The following is a 15,761-nucleotide window of genomic DNA, read 5'->3' as shown; positions in this document are numbered from 1 at the left end:
CACGATCATGATGCGCAGCCATTATTGCGGCCAACTGAACGAGTCCCTGGACGGCCAGGAAGTCACCCTTTGCGGCTGGGTCCATCGTCGCCGCGACCACGGCGGGGTGATTTTCCTCGACATCCGTGACCGCGAAGGCATGGCCCAGGTCGTGTTCGACCCGGATCGCGCCGAAACCTTCGCCGCCGCCGACCGCGTGCGCAGCGAATATGTCGTGCAGATCACCGGCAAGGTGCGCAAGCGCCCAGAAGGCGCGGTGAACGCCAACATGGCCTCGGGCGCCATCGAGATCCTCGGCTACCAGCTGAACGTGCTCAACGAAGCGGAAACCCCGCCGTTCCCGCTGAACGAATACTCCGACGTCGGCGAGGAAACCCGCCTGCGCTACCGCTTCATCGACCTGCGCCGTCCGGAAATGGCCGACAAGCTGCGCCTGCGTTCGCGCATCACCAGCAGCATCCGTCGCTTCCTCGACGAGAACGGCTTCCTTGATGTCGAAACACCGATCCTGACCCGCGCCACCCCTGAGGGCGCGCGCGACTACCTGGTGCCGAGCCGCACCCACGCTGGCAGCTTCTTCGCCCTGCCGCAGTCGCCGCAACTGTTCAAGCAGCTGCTGATGGTCGCCGGCTTCGACCGCTACTACCAGATCGCCAAGTGCTTCCGCGACGAAGACCTGCGCGCCGACCGCCAGCCGGAATTCACCCAGATCGACATCGAGACCAGCTTCCTCGACGAGTCCGAGATCATGGGCCTGACCGAAAGCATGATCCGCAAGCTGTTCAAGGAAGTGCTGGACCTGGAGTTCGGTGAATTCCCGCACATGACCTTCGAAGAAGCCATGCGCCGCTACGGTTCCGACAAGCCGGACTTGCGTATTCCGCTGGAGCTGGTCGACGTCGCTGACCAGCTGAAAGACGTCGACTTCAAGGTCTTCGCCGGCCCTGCCAACGATCCGAAGTGCCGCGTCACCGCCCTGCGCCTGCCAGGCGGCGCCAGCATGCCGCGCAGCAAGATCGATGAGTACACCAAGTTCGTCGGCATCTACGGTGCCAAGGGCCTGGCCTACATCAAGGTCAACGAGCGCGCCAAGGGTGTCGAGGGTCTGCAGTCGCCGATCGTCAAGAACATCCCCGAGGCCAACCTCAACAACATCCTCGACCGCGTGGGTGCCGTGGATGGCGACATCGTGTTCTTCGGTGCCGACAAGTTCAAGATCGTCAGCGAGGCCCTGGGCGCGCTGCGTATCCGTCTGGGCCACGACTTCGAGCTGCTGACCTGCGAGTGGGCGCCGATGTGGGTCGTCGACTTCCCGATGTTCGAAGAGAACGAAGACGGCAGCTTCACCGCGCTGCACCACCCGTTCACCGCGCCGAAGTGCACCCCTGAAGAGCTGGAGGCCAACCCGGCCACCGCGCTGTCGCGTGCCTACGACATGGTCCTGAACGGCACCGAGCTGGGTGGCGGTTCGATTCGTATCCACCGTAAAGAGATGCAGCAAGCGGTCTTCCGCCTGCTGGGTATCGAAGCGGCAGAACAGGAAGAGAAGTTCGGCTTCCTGCTCGACGCCCTGAAGTTCGGCGCGCCGCCTCACGGTGGCCTGGCCTTCGGCTTGGACCGCCTGGTCATGCTGATGACCGGCGCCCAGTCGATCCGTGAAGTGATCGCCTTCCCGAAAACCCAGAGCGCCGCCTGCGTCATGACCCAGGCCCCGGGCATGGTCGACGCCAAGGCCCTGCGTGAACTGCACATCCGTCTGCGCGAGCAGACCAAGGTCGAGTGATCGACCGGGGCGCCCCGGCAACGGGGTGCCCCCGCGCTTGAGGCGCAGGATTCTTCACGTTCCGCCCTTCGGGGCGGAACCTGTTTCTGTTTCAAGGATTCGGAGTCGTTATGGCTGGTCATTCCAAGTGGGCGAACATCAAGCACCGCAAAGAGCGCCAGGATGCCAAGAGAGGCAAGGTCTTCACCAAGTGGATCCGCGAACTGACCGTCGCGGCCAAGCAGGGCGGTCCTGACCCGGCCTCCAACCCGCGGCTGCGCCTGGCGCTGGACAAGGCCCTGGGTGCCAACATGAGCCGCGATATCATCGATCGCGCCGTGGCCCGTGGTGCCGGCACCAACGAAAGCGACAACGTCGAAGAGCTGAGCTACGAGGGCTACGGCCCGGGCGGCGTGGCGATCATGGTCGAGGCCATGACCGACAACCGCAACCGTACCGCCGCCGCCGTGCGTCATGCCTTCACCAAGTGTGGTGGCAACCTGGGCACCGACGGTTCGGTGGCCTACCTGTTCGAGCGCAAGGGGCAGATCAGCTTCGCCGCCGAGCTTGCGGTCGACGAGGAGGCGCTGATGGAAGCCGCGATGGAGGCCGACGCCGATGACGTGGTGGCCAACGACGATGGCTCCTTCGAGGTGTTCACTTCGTTCAACAGTTTCTATGCCGTGCGCAATGCGCTCGAAGAGGCTGGCTTCAAGGCCTCGGACGCTGAGATCGTGATGCAGCCGACCACCAGTGCCGAGCTGGACAAGGACGGCGCGGAGAAGGTGCTCAAGCTGATCGACATGCTCGAGGACCTGGACGACGTGCAGAACGTCTACTCCAATGCACAGATCTCCGATGAGATCATGGAAACGCTGGGCTGATCGTTTCGGCTATCGGCTTGATCGCGGAGCAAGCCCGCTCCCACAAGACGTGCGCCAGATGGCGGTGTAGGTTTTGTGGGGGCGGGCTTGTCCTGCGATATGGCCGGCAAATTCGCACATCTTTGTAGGCGTTATGACTCTCATTCTTGGTATCGACCCTGGCTCGCGCATCACCGGCTTCGGCGTGGTCCGCCAGACCGCCCGTGGCTGCGAGTACGTGGCGTCGGGTTGTATCCGCACCGGCGGCGGCGAGCTGCACGAGCGCCTGCAGATCGTCTTTCGCGGGGTGAGCGAGATCATCCGCGAGCATGGCCCGGTGACCATGGGCATCGAGCGGGTGTTCATGGCGCGCAACGCCGACTCGGCGCTCAAACTGGGCCAGGCCCGGGGCGCGGCCATCGTCGCTGCGGCCGAGGCCGGCCTGGAGATCGCCGAGTACACCGCAAGCCAGGTCAAGCAGGCCGTTGCCGGCACCGGCGGGGCCAATAAAGAGCAGGTGATGATGATGGTCATGCACCTGCTCAAGCTGACCCAGAAACCGCAGATCGACGCCTCCGACGCCCTGGCCATCGCCCTGTGCCACGCCCATACCCGTTCCAGCCTGATTCCCCATGGGTTGGCGACAGCGCGGCGGCGTGGCGGGCGCTTGCGTCTGTAACCGCTTCATGCGCTGATACACATTTTGTCCGGGTGGCGCGCGCTCCCGGCGCATTTGCTGATAGGGTGGACCGGTTTTCGACCGGCGCCCGAGAGGAAGGAACGGAACGTGATTGGACGTTTGCGTGGCACCCTGGCGGAAAAACAGCCGCCGCACCTGATTATCGACGTCAACGGCGTAGGCTATGAGCTGGAAGTGCCGATGACTACCCTGTACCGCCTGCCCAAGGTCGGCGAGCCAGTGACCGTGCACACCCACCTGGTGGTGCGCGAAGATGCCCACCTGCTCTATGGTTTTGCCGAAAAGCGCGAGCGCGAGCTGTTCCGTGAGCTGATCCGTCTCAACGGCGTGGGGCCGAAGCTGGCGCTGGCGCTGATGTCCGGCCTGGAAGTGGACGAGCTGGTGCGCTGTGTGCAGGCCCAGGACGCCTCGGTCCTGGTGCGCGTGCCCGGCGTCGGCAAGAAAACCGCCGAGCGCCTGCTGGTCGAGCTCAAGGATCGCTTCAAGGCGTGGGAAACCTCCCCGGCGATGTTCACCTTGGTCTCCGACGGCCCGCTGCCGGTGGCCAGCGAGTCCTCGGCCGAGGCCGACGCGGTCAGCGCTCTGGTCTCCCTGGGCTACAAGCCACAGGAAGCGAGCAAGGCGATTGCCGCGATCAAGGACAAGGCTGGCCTTAGCAGCGAGGAACTGATCCGTCGCAGCCTTAAAGGGATGATTGCCAAGTGATCGAGACCGACCGCCTGATCGCCGCCAGTGGCCGCGACCGTGAAGAAGTCCAGGACCGCGCGATCCGCCCGCTGCGCCTGGACGAATACATCGGCCAGCCGGTGGTGCGCGAGCAGATGGCGCTGTTCATCCAGGCCGCGCGCGGGCGCAACGAATCCCTCGACCATACCCTGATCTTCGGCCCGCCAGGCCTGGGCAAGACCACCCTGGCCAACATCATCGCCCAGGAGATGGGCGTGTCGGTCAAGAGCACCTCGGGGCCGATTCTCGAACGCCCGGGTGACCTGGCGGCGATGCTGACCAACCTCGAACCCCATGACGTGCTGTTCATCGACGAGATCCACCGGTTGTCGCCGGTGGTCGAGGAAGTGCTCTACCCGGCAATGGAAGACTTCCAGCTGGACATCATGATCGGCGAAGGCCCCGCCGCGCGCTCGATCAAGCTCGACCTGCCGCCGTTCACCCTGGTCGGCGCCACCACCCGTGCCGGCATGCTGACCAACCCGCTGCGCGACCGTTTCGGCATCGTCCAGCGCCTGGAGTTCTACAGCAACAAGGACCTGGCCACCATCGTCAGCCGATCGGCCGGCATTCTCGGGCTGCCGATGGACGACAAGGGCGCCTTCGAGATCGCCCGCCGGGCGCGGGGGACGCCACGCATCGCCAATCGCCTGCTGCGGCGGGTGCGCGACTTTGCCGAAGTGCGTGGCAAGGGCGAAATCACCAAGGCGGTCGCGGACATGGCGCTGAACCTGCTGGATGTCGACGAACGTGGCTTTGATCATTCCGACCGCCGTCTGCTGCTGACCATGATCGAGAAGTTCGACGGCGGCCCGGTGGGGCTCGACAACATTGCCGCGGCGATCGGCGAGGAGCGTCACACCATCGAGGACGTGCTCGAGCCCTATCTCATCCAGCAGGGCTACATCATGCGTACTCCGCGAGGCCGCGTGGTGACCCGGCACGCCTACCTGCATTTCGGCCTGAACATCCCCGGGCGCTTCTGCGAAGGTGGTGAATATGCCGCCCAGGACGACATATGACAGATCAAATCGGGTTTTTCGTGGTCCTACCGCTGGCACGGCGCAGGCTCGCTGGCAATACGACATTATCGATGCAAAAACAGTTGCCGGGGCGGATTGGCAAGTTCAGGAGTAACCACTAGAGTATGCGCGCGCAAAATGGGCTGGAACCGTTCGCACACCGTTGTCGCGTCTATTACGAGGATACCGACGCCGGTGGCGTGGTGTATTACGTCAACTACCTCAAGTTCATGGAGCGCGCCCGCACCGAGTGGCTGCGGCACCTTGGGTTCTCCCAGGCCCAGCTGGCGCAGGACAACCTGTTGTTCGTGGTCCATTCCAGCGAGGCGCGCTATCACGCGCCGGCCCGCCTGGACGATGAGCTGCGGGTGACCGCGCAAGTGCTTGAATTGAATCGTGCCAGCCTGCGCTTCGTGCAGCAGGTGTGGCGAACACAGGATGAAGTGCTGCTCTGCGAGGGGCAGTTCCTGGTGGCCGCCGTGCGCGCCGACACTTTCAAACCCCGGGCCATTCCGCCAGAACTGCGCGACGCCTTCCTGGCGGACGGCACGGGTACTCAATCGAACGCAGGAGAATAAGCGTGGAAGCAAACGTCGTCGACCATACCTCCATGTGGAGCCTGGTCGCCAATGCCAGTATCGTGGTTCAGCTGGTGATGCTGACCCTCGTGGCAGCCTCGGTGACCTCTTGGATCATGATCTTCCAGCGCAGCACCATGCTGCGCGCCGGTCGTCGTGCACTGGACGCTTTCGAAGAGCGTTTCTGGTCAGGCATCGACCTGTCCAAGCTCTACCGTCAGGCGGGCAGCAACCCTGATCCGGACTCGGGTGTCGAGCAGGTGTTCCGCGCCGGCTTCAAGGAGTTCTCGCGCCTGCGCCAGCAGCCGGGTGTCGACCCGGACGCGGTCATGGAAGGTGTCGGTCGTGCCATGCGCGTAGCCATCTCCCGCGAGGAAGAGAAGCTTGAGCAGAGCCTGCCGTTCCTGGCCACCGTCGGTTCCACCAGCCCGTACATCGGTCTGTTCGGTACCGTATGGGGCATCATGAACTCGTTCCGCGGCCTGGCCAGCGCCCAGCAGGCTACTTTGGCCACCGTGGCACCCGGCATCGCCGAGGCGCTGGTTGCCACCGCGATCGGCCTGTTCGCCGCGATCCCCGCCGTTATCGCCTACAACCGTTTTGCCGCGCGCAGTGAAGTGCTGATTGGCCGCTACTACACCTTCGCCGATGAGTTCCAGGCGATCCTGCACCGCAAAGTACACACCAGCGAAGAGTGATCAGGTAGAAACCCATGGCCCGAGTTCGCCACAAACGCAAGCCGGTCGCCGAGATGAACGTGGTGCCCTACATCGACGTGATGCTGGTGCTGCTGGTCATCTTCATGGTGACCGCCCCCATGCTCAATCAGGGCGTGAAGGTGGACCTGCCCAAGGTTTCCAGCGAAGCCCTGCCGCAGGACAACAACGTCCAGGTCCTGACCATTTCGATCAAGGCCGACAAGACCTACTACTGGAACCTTGGCAGCGAAGTCGACACCGACAAGCAGATGGACAAGGCCATGACCTTGCCGGAAATGACTGGGGCGGTGACCAAGATCATCGCCGCCGGCCGTGATCAGGGCAAGCAGACCCAGGTCTTCATCCGTGGCGACAAGGCCGTCGACTACGGCGCGGTCATGGGCGCCATGGGCGGGTTGCAGAAGGCCGGTGTCGGTAACGTTGGCCTGATTACCGAGGCGCCCTGATGCAACAGCGAGAGCCATCCGCCTCGGAAAGCTACTTCTGGCCCAGTGTCTGGGCCATTGCGCTGCATGTGCTGGTGTTCGGCATGCTGTTCGTCAGCTTCGCCATGACTCCAGAGCTGCCGCCTGCCAAACCTATCGTCCAGGCCACGCTCTACCAGCTCAAGTCCAAGAGTCAGGCGACTACCCAGACCAATCAGAAGATTGCCGGGGAGGCGAAGAAGACCGCTTCGCGCCAGACCGAGGTCGAGCAGATGGAGCAGAAGAAGGTCGAGCAGGAGGCCGTGAAGGCCGCGGAACAAAAGAAAGCCGACGCCGCTCAAAAGGCCGAGGAGGCTCGCGAAGCCGCCGAGGCGAAGAAGGCTGAGGAGGCCGCCAAGGCCGCCGAGCAGAAGAAAGCCGCCGAGGCCAAGAAAGCCGAGGAAGCGAAGAAGGCCGCTGAAAAGCAACAGGCCGACATCGCCAAGAAGAAGGCTGAGGAAGAGGCCAAGAAGCAGGCCGAGGAAGAAGCCAAGAAACAAGCCGCGGAAGAGGCGAAGAAGAAAGCCGCCGAAGACGCGAAGAAAAAAGCAGCCGAGGACGCCAAGAAGAAAGCGGCGGCCGAGGAGGCGAAGAAGAAGGCAGCTGAAGAGGCCAAGAAAAAGGCCGCGGCAGACGCCCAGAAGAAAAAGGCACAGGAAGCGGCTCGCAAGGCGGCGGAAGACAAGAAGGCCCAGGCGCTCGCCGAGCTGTTGTCCGACACCACCGAGCGGCAGCAGGCGCTGGCCGACGAGCAGGGTGACCAGGTGGCCGGCGACTTCGACGACCTGATTCGCATGCGCGCGGCCGAAGGTTGGGCGCGTCCGCCATCTGCGCGCAAGGGCATGACGGTAGTTCTGCAGATCAACATGCTGCCGGACGGCACCATCACCAACGTGAGTGTGGCCAAGTCCAGCGGCGACGGCCCGTTCGACAGCTCGGCCGTGGCCGCGGTGAAGAACATTGGTCGGTTGACCGAGATGCAGGGCTTGAAGCCGAGCGATTTCAATCCGTATCGTTCATTCAAGATGACATTTACACCTGAGGATCTAGCGTTGTGATTAAACGTCTGAGAGGACTCCTGGTCTTGCTCTGCTGCGTGGCAGGCATGGCCATGGCAGAAGAAAAGAACATCCTGGTCACCAGTGGTAGCGACCGGGCAACTCCCATTGCGGTAGTGCCGTTCGGCGTGCAGGGCGGCAGCGTGCTGCCCGAGGACATGGCTGACATCATCAGCAACGACCTGCGCAACTCCGGTTACTACGGGCCGATTCCGCGGCAGAACATGATCAGCCTGCCTACCCAGGCCAGCGAAGTGATCTTCCGTGACTGGAAAGCCCTGGGCGCCCAGTACGTCATGGTCGGCAACATCGTGCCGGCAGGTGGTCGCCTGCAGGTGAGCTACGCGCTGTTCAACGTCGCCACCGAGCAGCAAGTGCTGACCGGCAGCGTTGCTGGCGGCGTCGACCAGCTGCGCGACATGGCTCACTACATCGCCGATCAGTCGTTCGAAAAGCTCACCGGGATCAAGGGGGCGTTCTCCACCCGCATGCTGTACGTGACCGCCGAGCGTTTCTCGACCAACAACACCCGTTACACCCTGCAGCGTTCGGACTACGACGGTGCCCGTGCAGTGACCCTGTTGCAGTCGCGTGAGCCGATCCTGTCGCCGCGTTTCGCGCCGGATGGCAAGCGTATCGCCTATGTCTCGTTCGAGCAGAAGCGCCCGCGCATCTTCATCCAGCACATCGACACCGGCCGCCGCGAGCAGATTACCAACTTCGAAGGCCTGAACGGCGCTCCAGCCTGGTCGCCTGACGGTACCCGCCTGGCGTTCGTGCTGTCGAAGGATGGCAACCCGGACATCTACGTGATGAACGTGGCCTCGCGCCAGATCACTCGCGTGACCGCAGGCCCGGGCATCAATACCGAGCCGTTCTGGGGCAAGGATGGCAACACCCTGTACTTCACCTCCGACCGTGGCGGCAAGCCGCAGATCTATAAACAGTCGATTGGTGGCGGTGGTGCCGAGCGCGTGACCTTCGTTGGCAACTACAACGCCAACCCGAAACTGTCGGCGGACGAGAAGACCCTGGTGATGATCCATCGCCAGCAGGGCTTCACCAACTTCAAGGTGGCCGCTCAGGACCTGCAACGCGGAAGTGTAAAGATTCTCTCCGAGACCAGTCTTGATGAGTCTCCCACTGTTGCGCCAAACGGCACCATGCTAATCTACGCCACCCGCCAGCAGGGCCGGGGAGTCTTGATGCTCGTGTCGCTTAACGGCCGTGTGAGGCTCCCACTTCCTACCGCTCAAGGCGAAGTCAGAGAACCGTCCTGGTCCCCTTACCTGAACTGATTGCGGCGTAACATTTTTTGCTTAACACACTGGGGTTTCATTAGGAGTTTCACGATGGAAATGCTGAAGTTTGGTAAATTCGCTGCGCTGGCTCTGGCCATGGCCGTAGCTGTAGGTTGCTCCTCGAAGGGCGGTGACAACGCTGGTGAAGGCGCTGTTGACCCGAACGCTGGCTACGGTGCCAACACTGGCGCTGTCGACGGCTCCCTGAGCGAAGAAGCCGCCCTGCGCGCAATCACCACCTTCTACTTCGAATACGACAGCTCGGATCTGAAGCCAGAAGCCATGCGCTCCCTGGACGTTCACGCCAAGGACCTGAAAGCCAACGGCAACCGCGTTGTTCTGGAAGGCAACACCGACGAGCGCGGCACCCGCGAGTACAACATGGCTCTGGGTGAGCGTCGTGCCAAGGCCGTTCAGCGCTACCTGGTTCTGCAGGGCGTTTCCCCTGCTCAACTGGAACTGGTTTCCTACGGCGAAGAGCGTCCAGTTGCCACCGGCAACGACGAGCAGTCCTGGGCTCAGAACCGTCGCGTAGAACTGCGTAAGTAAGTTCTTATGCGTATGTGCCGTCGTGCTGTAACCGTCCTCGCACTCAGCCTGCCCCTTTCGGCGTGGGCTGCGGTTCCCGTAGTAGATGACAACGCGGGTGGCTATCCACCTGCGGGTTATGGCACGAGCGGCGCCTATGCCGGAGCAGGGGCTTCGGCCCCTGCTTCTGCAAATGGCCAGCTGTTCATGCAGCTGCAGCAGATGCAGGACCAGATTTCCCGCCAGCAAGGCATCATCGAAGAGTTGCAGAACGATGTGTCGCGCATGAAGCAGGAAAACCTCGAGCGCTACCAGGATCTCGACCGCCGCATCAGCAGCGGTGCCGCGCCTGCCGCGACTCCAGACAATTCCTCCACCGGTGGCGCGAACAACGCAGCCACGGGTGCCGCCGCCGGCGCCAGCGCCGCGCAGCCACCGGCCGCCAGCAGCGAGCCGGGTGATCCGGCGAAAGAGAAGCTGTATTACGACGCCGCTTTCGACCTGATCAAGCAGAAGGACTTCGACAAGGCCAGCCAGGCCTTCAACGCCTTCTTGCGCAAGTACCCCAACAGCCAGTACGCCGGCAATGCCCAGTACTGGCTTGGCGAGGTCAACCTGGCCAAGGGCGACCTGCAAGGCGCCAGCCAGGCCTTCGCCGAAGTCGGCCAGAAGTACCCGAAACACAGCAAGGTGCCGGACTCGCTGTACAAGTTGGCCGATGTCGAGCGCCGCATGGGCCACACCGACAAGGTCAAGGGCATCCTGCAGCAGGTCATCACCCAGTACCCCGGCACTTCCGCCGCACAACTGGCCCAGCGCGACCTGCAGAAGCTCTGAGCGATCCGTTGATGAAGAAACCCGCGCCTGCCGCGGGTTTTTTCGTTAGAATCACGGCCCTTTTTTCGTAAACACGCTGCCGCGGATAACGCCATGTCGAGTCCGCGACAGTGCCTGACGGAGGCGGACAGCCTGTTCAGCTGTCACGCCCGTGGCGAACATGCAAGACACATTACGCATCACCGAAGTGTTTTACTCGTTGCAGGGTGAAACGCGAACGGCCGGGCTGCCCACGGTTTTCGTGCGCCTGACCGGTTGCCCCCTGCGCTGCCAGTACTGTGACAGTGCCTACGCCTTCAGTGGCGGCACTATTCGCACCCTCGATTCGATCCTCGAGCAGGTCGCCGGCTTCAGGCCGCGCTACGTCTGCGTGACCGGCGGCGAGCCGCTGGCCCAGCCCAACGCGTTGCCGTTGCTGCAGCGCCTGTGCGATGCCGGTTATGACGTGTCGTTGGAAACCAGCGGCGCCCTCGACATCAGTGGCGTCGACACCCGGGTCAGCCGTGTGGTTGACCTCAAGACCCCAGGCTCGGAAGAGTCCCATCGCAACCGCTACGAGAACATCGAGCTGCTGACCGGCAACGACCAGGTCAAGTTCGTCATCTGTTCCCGCGAGGACTACGATTGGGCGGTTTCCAAGCTGATTCAGTACAACCTGGCCGAGCGTGCCGGGGAGGTGCTGTTCTCGCCCAGCCACCATCAGGTGAGCGCTACCGACCTGGCCGACTGGATCGTCGCCGACAACCTGCCCGTGCGTTTCCAGCTGCAGTTGCATAAGTTGCTGTGGAACGACGAACCCGGACGTTGAGGAGAAAAACATGACTGACAAACGCGCGGTAATCCTGCTGTCCGGTGGCCTGGACTCGGCCACCGTGGTGGCCATGGCCAAGGCCGACGGCTACCAGTGCTACACCATGAGCTTCGACTACGGCCAGCGCCATCGCGCCGAGCTCAACGCCGCGGCACGGGTGGCCCGTGACCTGGGCGTGGTCGAACACAAGGTGATCGGCCTGAACCTCGACGGCATCGGTGGCTCGGCCCTGACCGACAGCAGCATCGATGTGCCCGAGGCCCCAAGCGAGGGAATTCCGGTCACCTACGTGCCGGCTCGCAACACCGTGTTCCTTTCCCTGGCCCTGGGCTGGGCGGAGGTGCTCGAAGCCCGTGACATCTTCATTGGTGTCAACGCCGTGGACTATTCCGGTTATCCGGACTGCCGCCCGGAATTTGTCGAAGCCTTCGAGCGCATGGCCAACCTGGCCACCAAGGCCGGCGTGCAAGGGCAGGGCTTTTGCATCCAGGCACCGTTGCAGAACCTGAGCAAGGCGCAGATCGTCCAGGCGGGCATTGCCCGTGGCGTTGACTACAGCCTCACCGTTTCCTGCTACCAGGCCGACGACGACGGGCGTGCCTGTGGCAAGTGCGACAGCTGCCGCCTGCGGGCCGACGGCTTCAAGGCGGCCGGTGTAGAGGATCCCACCCGGTATTTTTGAAAAAAGTTGCGATGGGGTGTTGATTTCCTCTGAGAAATCAGTAATATACGCGCCATCCAACGGGTCGTTAGCTCAGTTGGTAGAGCAGTTGGCTTTTAACCAATTGGTCGTAGGTTCGAATCCTACACGACCCACCATTATTCACAGCGGTTCGTGAGTGCTAGAGAGGGGGGCTTGCCACAGCCATGTCTAGTCTTGCAGCCGTCTGGAGCGAACCTTAGGCTCGCTTCGGCGTGATGTCAATATGGAATAGCCCGCCACTTATGGCGGGCTTTTTCGTTCCTGGGCCAAAAAACTCAATGACTTAGGGGATTTGCGGGCTGCTCACCTCCGCGAAACCTCGCTTCGCGACGTCTCCAAAACACGCGCAGCCAAAGGCATGGCGCCAGTTTCCTAGCGCCAGTGACCTGGAACAGTTATGTGCTATCTGCCCTGCTTCAGCTAACCATGTAGTGGCTCATTGCCATTCGTCGGTTCAGAACTTCGGGGAGGCACGGGCGTTGTACACAGTGCCTGCGACAGCAGAATGAGATCGAGCAAAAGGTGTAGACCCTGTTGTCGATGCCATCAGGCTGAACAGAAGGCTTGGTTGAAAGAGATCTTCGGGCGGTAGCAAAGCACTGGCACAGCTCTGCCTGAACTCAATCAGCAGACGTTCTGGTGCCGAGCAGCCACCTCCTTGATCATCTTGTTCGATCGTTATTCGTCGACCAGGCTCTGTGCGGGTACCGCTTTCACCTGGACGCGAATTTGGTGCACTACATTCATCCACCCGACGTACAAGCCTCAATGCCCCCTGCTGCATGCTGCGCTCGTGCAGTACGTCTCGCATGTGGTCATAGTCGGCTTCGATGTAGCTCATAGTGGTTGCGATGTTCGAATGGTTCAGCAGGTTCTTGGTCAGGTGGATGTTTCTTTCCGGCTGCTTCATCAGATCGGTTGCAAGCGTGTGCCTGAACCGGTGCGGAGTCATCCGCACCCCGAGCCTGATGATCAGCTTCTTGTACATCGCCTCGACCTGGTCCGAGTTCATTTCATGCCGCTTGTAATGGCGGGAGAAACGATTGACGTTGAACAGCTGGTCATCGGCGGCAAAGCCCGCTCGACGAGCTTCATCGACGAGGCGCTGAATGTGCGGCGCTAGCCCATCCATGATGGGAATGCGAAACTCGCGGTGTGTTTTTTCGGTTTCGCCGCGGACGAGAACCAGCCGTCGATCCCAGTCCACATCCTTGAGCCGGATGCATAGCAGTGCATTCAGCCGTATGCCGGTGTAGTAGAACATCTCGAAAGTTGCCAGCCAGAACCACGCTGGTGTGATTCTGGCCCGGTCCCCAGTCGACTCCTCCTGGTCAGCAAGACTTCTGAGCCACCGCCTTGCACGGACGATCGCTTCGCCGGCAATGATTTTGCTCTGTCGCTTCGGTGCAATTACCGTCGTCTTCTTGAATGGGTTCACATCGGTGTTGGGAAGAATCCCGTACTCGATGCCGTACCCCCATATTGTTCGGAGGTGATTGGAGTAAGTGTTCCAGCTGCGCTTCGACAGACCTCCTTCAATCAGCTTGTTCCTTAAGGCAAGGACGTCCCGTCGATCGATGGTCTCCACATCAACAGCGTTACCGAAGTTCTTTTCCAGCTTCTTCATTGCCGCGCCGTAGATTTTCGCGCTGGCAGGCCGGAGGTCGTGATCGACGAGGTATTCCCGGAGCAATTTCTGGGGCGTCATTCAGCGGCCCCTTCCGTCACTCGTCGCAAGCTTGGGTTGTTCAGGGGCTGCTCAGCAAAGATCAGCTTCGGATCAAGAAGCAAGTAGCCCCTCAGCTGCGTGGTCTTCCGTGGGCCTACTACATCGTAGGTCCAGATGTTCAGCTGCTTGCTGGTTTTCTGGTGGCTCTTCTCTTTCTCAAATGCGCGTTGTACATGCTGCCAGGCCGCTGTCCCCGGTTTACCGACGATCCTCTCAAGCTCCGGGTGCTCAAGCACATATCGCTTGAAGATCCCAGGGGTAACGAGCATTGCTGTGTCGTCGACGGTGTGAATCAGGGCCTTGGTATCGTTGATGATCAATTTGTGGGAGGCGACCCCGGCTTTGAGCCAGGCGATGAAAGCTCCTCCCAGCGAACTACTCGTAGGCATGGTGGTGACATCTTTTATTGCAGCATTCCTTGCTGTGGCTGCTAGAGAATCGTCAGCCGGCTCTACCTCTTCGAGTCCTTGCTGAGGAGGGGAGGCGGCTGCTGAGCCTGGGCTAGCACTTAGCTCTTCTGATGGCGCAGTGATATTACTATACAGTGACAGTAATTCTTCGCGCTCAGACGATCGGATCCCTTCGGTTGGAGTTGGCTGGACTAGGGCTCGAGGTCGTGCCGGCGGTTGAGTTGCATCGCCCGAGGGGGCGACTGGCTCATCCGGTACCGCACAGACGGTTTCCGCACTGGTGCCCGCCTGCGCGACTGTCTCCGGTTCCTGGTCCAGGGTGAGGCTGCCACCGTATAGAGGGGGGCGTTCGTCCGGATTCGGCCAGACGAGTACCGGCGAGACCTTTAAGAAGGTGAAGCTGTTCTTCCAACCGCGGCCGTTATCGATGGTGGCTTTCCAGATCGCCTTATCCTGGGCATTGGTCTGGATGATTGCCTGGTCCTGCAGCATGTTGAAGAACGGAGCATTGGAGGTTGGCACTCCCTCAATACCCTGGGTCAGCAAGTATGCCCGGAGCTGGTCTGCTGCTGGCTTACTCACCAGCCAAAGCGCATCTTGCGTCAGCCAACCATCTGCCGGTCCATCTGGCTGATTGAGCTTGAGTTTTTCTCGCACCAGGAATCGCAGACCGTCGGCCAGTTGTCGCTGCAGCGATTGCTTTGGGGCCGCAAGCGCGCGTTCAGGATTGCCTCCCAGTTGCTGGGCAACGGAAGCTTTATCCGCCTGGATCACCATTTCGCCGAGGATGCCGGCGTGCTCGTACTGGCCGGCGAGAAGGTAGATCAGTTGCTTCCATAATTCAGGGAAACCGCTGAGCCAGTCCAGGATTCCGGTGTCCAGGACTTGCATGTACACAAGAGCTGAAGCAGCCCCGTGCAGTTGGTACTCCCTACCTTTCACATACTTGAACCGGTAGGGGCGGTTGATCGGGCCGTGCCATGGGTGCCATGCGCGGCCATCTTCGAGCTCGACGCGGAGGTCAACAGCGATCTTCCCCAAGTCGTGTAGCAACGCGCCGTAGGCGGCCGCTGCAGTCCAGGCTTCTGCTTGAGCGGATTGGGACTCCGGTGGAGCGCCTATTGGCAGAAGGTGCGTCTGCCGGATCTTTAGGGCATAGGCCACGATCTCCAGGCCGTGGTCCAGGAGTCCGCCAAGGTGGGCATGGTGATGGTTTTCAGAGGCAGGGAGCAGCTGCACCAGCTCAGCGTAGCGCTCGAGCGGTTTAAGGTAGAGGGTATTGAACTGAGCTCGTGAGAGCGAAGCCCGGCGCCAGATGTTCTCCAGGAGCTGCTGACGGAGTGGGCTCTGCAGGAGAGCAGTAGCCTTCGCCGGCAGATGGAAGCCCTGTGGTGAGGCTTCTGGTGTTGGTTTAGCCGGTTTGCGGCTCAACCAGGAGAGGAGTTGCATAGGGTGCTCCATGGGGTGTGCATGGAGCGGGCTTTTCTCTTAATGCCAAGATGGCATCAACGGTAAAGCGAATTCCGAGGGGAACGGATTTCTTGGCAGAT

At 61.6% G+C, this 15,761-nt stretch carries 16 protein-coding genes and 1 tRNA gene; 15 read left to right on the top strand and 2 right to left on the bottom strand.

What is annotated here, in order from left to right; all coding sequences use genetic code 11:
- Nucleotides 1–7: 7 nt before the first annotated feature.
- The 15 genes from aspS (at nt 8) to K5H97_RS22265 (ending at nt 12,188) form a co-directional block, all read left to right on the top strand.
- Nucleotides 8–1,783, top strand: coding sequence for an aspartate--tRNA ligase (gene aspS / locus K5H97_RS22335; RefSeq protein ID WP_028690589.1), 1,776 nt, complete (start codon nt 8–10; stop codon nt 1,781–1,783).
- A 110-nt stretch (nt 1,784–1,893) separates the two neighbouring features.
- Nucleotides 1,894–2,646 carry a YebC/PmpR family DNA-binding transcriptional regulator gene (locus K5H97_RS22330; RefSeq protein WP_028690588.1) on the top strand — a complete coding sequence of 251 codons (753 nt, stop codon included), beginning with the start codon at nt 1,894–1,896 and terminating at the stop codon, nt 2,644–2,646.
- 133 nt (nt 2,647–2,779) lie between these two features.
- On the top strand, nt 2,780–3,304 hold the full coding sequence (ruvC, locus tag K5H97_RS22325) for a crossover junction endodeoxyribonuclease RuvC (RefSeq protein ID WP_028690587.1): 525 nt from the start codon (nt 2,780–2,782) through the stop codon (nt 3,302–3,304).
- Nucleotides 3,305–3,412: 108 nt separating this feature from the next.
- The gene (gene ruvA, locus K5H97_RS22320; protein ID WP_011535159.1) at nt 3,413–4,030 is read left to right on the top strand and encodes a Holliday junction branch migration protein RuvA; all 618 of its coding nucleotides are present in this window, start codon (nt 3,413–3,415) and stop codon (nt 4,028–4,030) included.
- Complete coding sequence (ruvB, locus tag K5H97_RS22315; protein ID WP_028690586.1) at nt 4,027–5,073, top strand: Holliday junction branch migration DNA helicase RuvB; 1,047 nt, start codon at nt 4,027–4,029, stop codon at nt 5,071–5,073. The genes ruvA and ruvB overlap by 4 nt, the downstream gene beginning before the upstream one ends.
- Before the next feature lie 125 nt (nt 5,074–5,198).
- On the top strand, nt 5,199–5,651 hold the full coding sequence (ybgC, locus tag K5H97_RS22310) for a tol-pal system-associated acyl-CoA thioesterase (RefSeq protein WP_028690585.1): 453 nt from the start codon (nt 5,199–5,201) through the stop codon (nt 5,649–5,651).
- 2 nt (nt 5,652–5,653) lie between these two features.
- Nucleotides 5,654–6,349, top strand: coding sequence for a protein TolQ (gene tolQ, locus K5H97_RS22305; RefSeq protein WP_028690584.1), 696 nt, complete (start codon nt 5,654–5,656; stop codon nt 6,347–6,349).
- Nucleotides 6,350–6,363: 14 nt separating this feature from the next.
- Nucleotides 6,364–6,816 carry a protein TolR gene (gene tolR / locus K5H97_RS22300; RefSeq protein WP_011535155.1) on the top strand — a complete coding sequence of 151 codons (453 nt, stop codon included), beginning with the start codon at nt 6,364–6,366 and terminating at the stop codon, nt 6,814–6,816.
- Nucleotides 6,816–7,892, top strand: a complete 1,077-nt coding sequence (gene tolA / locus K5H97_RS22295; protein ID WP_036986087.1) for a cell envelope integrity protein TolA — start codon at nt 6,816–6,818, stop codon at nt 7,890–7,892. The genes tolR and tolA overlap by 1 nt, the downstream gene beginning before the upstream one ends.
- Nucleotides 7,893–7,939: 47 nt before the next feature.
- Nucleotides 7,940–9,190, top strand: coding sequence for a Tol-Pal system beta propeller repeat protein TolB (gene tolB / locus K5H97_RS22290; RefSeq protein ID WP_051555667.1), 1,251 nt, complete (start codon nt 7,940–7,942; stop codon nt 9,188–9,190).
- Between the two features lie 54 nt (nt 9,191–9,244).
- The gene (pal, locus tag K5H97_RS22285) at nt 9,245–9,742 is read left to right on the top strand and encodes a peptidoglycan-associated lipoprotein Pal (protein ID WP_028690581.1); all 498 of its coding nucleotides are present in this window, start codon (nt 9,245–9,247) and stop codon (nt 9,740–9,742) included.
- A 6-nt stretch (nt 9,743–9,748) separates the two neighbouring features.
- Complete coding sequence (gene ybgF, locus K5H97_RS22280) at nt 9,749–10,558, top strand: tol-pal system protein YbgF (RefSeq protein WP_028690580.1); 810 nt, start codon at nt 9,749–9,751, stop codon at nt 10,556–10,558.
- Nucleotides 10,559–10,718: 160 nt separating this feature from the next.
- Nucleotides 10,719–11,366: a 7-carboxy-7-deazaguanine synthase QueE gene (queE, locus tag K5H97_RS22275; protein WP_028690579.1), complete on the top strand. Its 648-nt coding sequence runs from the start codon at nt 10,719–10,721 to the stop codon at nt 11,364–11,366.
- A 10-nt stretch (nt 11,367–11,376) separates the two neighbouring features.
- Nucleotides 11,377–12,051: a 7-cyano-7-deazaguanine synthase QueC gene (gene queC / locus K5H97_RS22270; protein ID WP_028690578.1), complete on the top strand. Its 675-nt coding sequence runs from the start codon at nt 11,377–11,379 to the stop codon at nt 12,049–12,051.
- Between the two features lie 61 nt (nt 12,052–12,112).
- Nucleotides 12,113–12,188, top strand: a tRNA-Lys gene (locus K5H97_RS22265).
- A gap of 338 nt (nt 12,189–12,526) precedes the next feature.
- Here the strand turns inward: K5H97_RS22265 and K5H97_RS22260 are convergent.
- Together K5H97_RS22260 and mobH are read right to left on the bottom strand one after the other, a co-directional pair.
- Nucleotides 12,527–13,780: a site-specific integrase gene (locus tag K5H97_RS22260; RefSeq protein ID WP_028690577.1), complete on the bottom strand. Its 1,254-nt coding sequence runs from the start codon at nt 13,778–13,780 to the stop codon at nt 12,527–12,529.
- On the bottom strand, nt 13,777–15,672 hold the full coding sequence (gene mobH / locus K5H97_RS22255; protein WP_028690576.1) for a MobH family relaxase: 1,896 nt from the start codon (nt 15,670–15,672) through the stop codon (nt 13,777–13,779). Before mobH ends, K5H97_RS22260 begins: the two co-directional genes overlap by 4 nt.
- Nucleotides 15,673–15,761 lie beyond the last annotated feature (89 nt).

It is taken from the genome of Pseudomonas mosselii (genome assembly GCF_019823065.1).
Classification (GTDB): Bacteria; Pseudomonadota; Gammaproteobacteria; order Pseudomonadales; family Pseudomonadaceae; genus Aquipseudomonas; species Aquipseudomonas mosselii.
The sequence above is the reverse complement of the archived record's forward strand: the minus strand, read 5'-3'. Positions and strand labels throughout refer to the sequence as shown.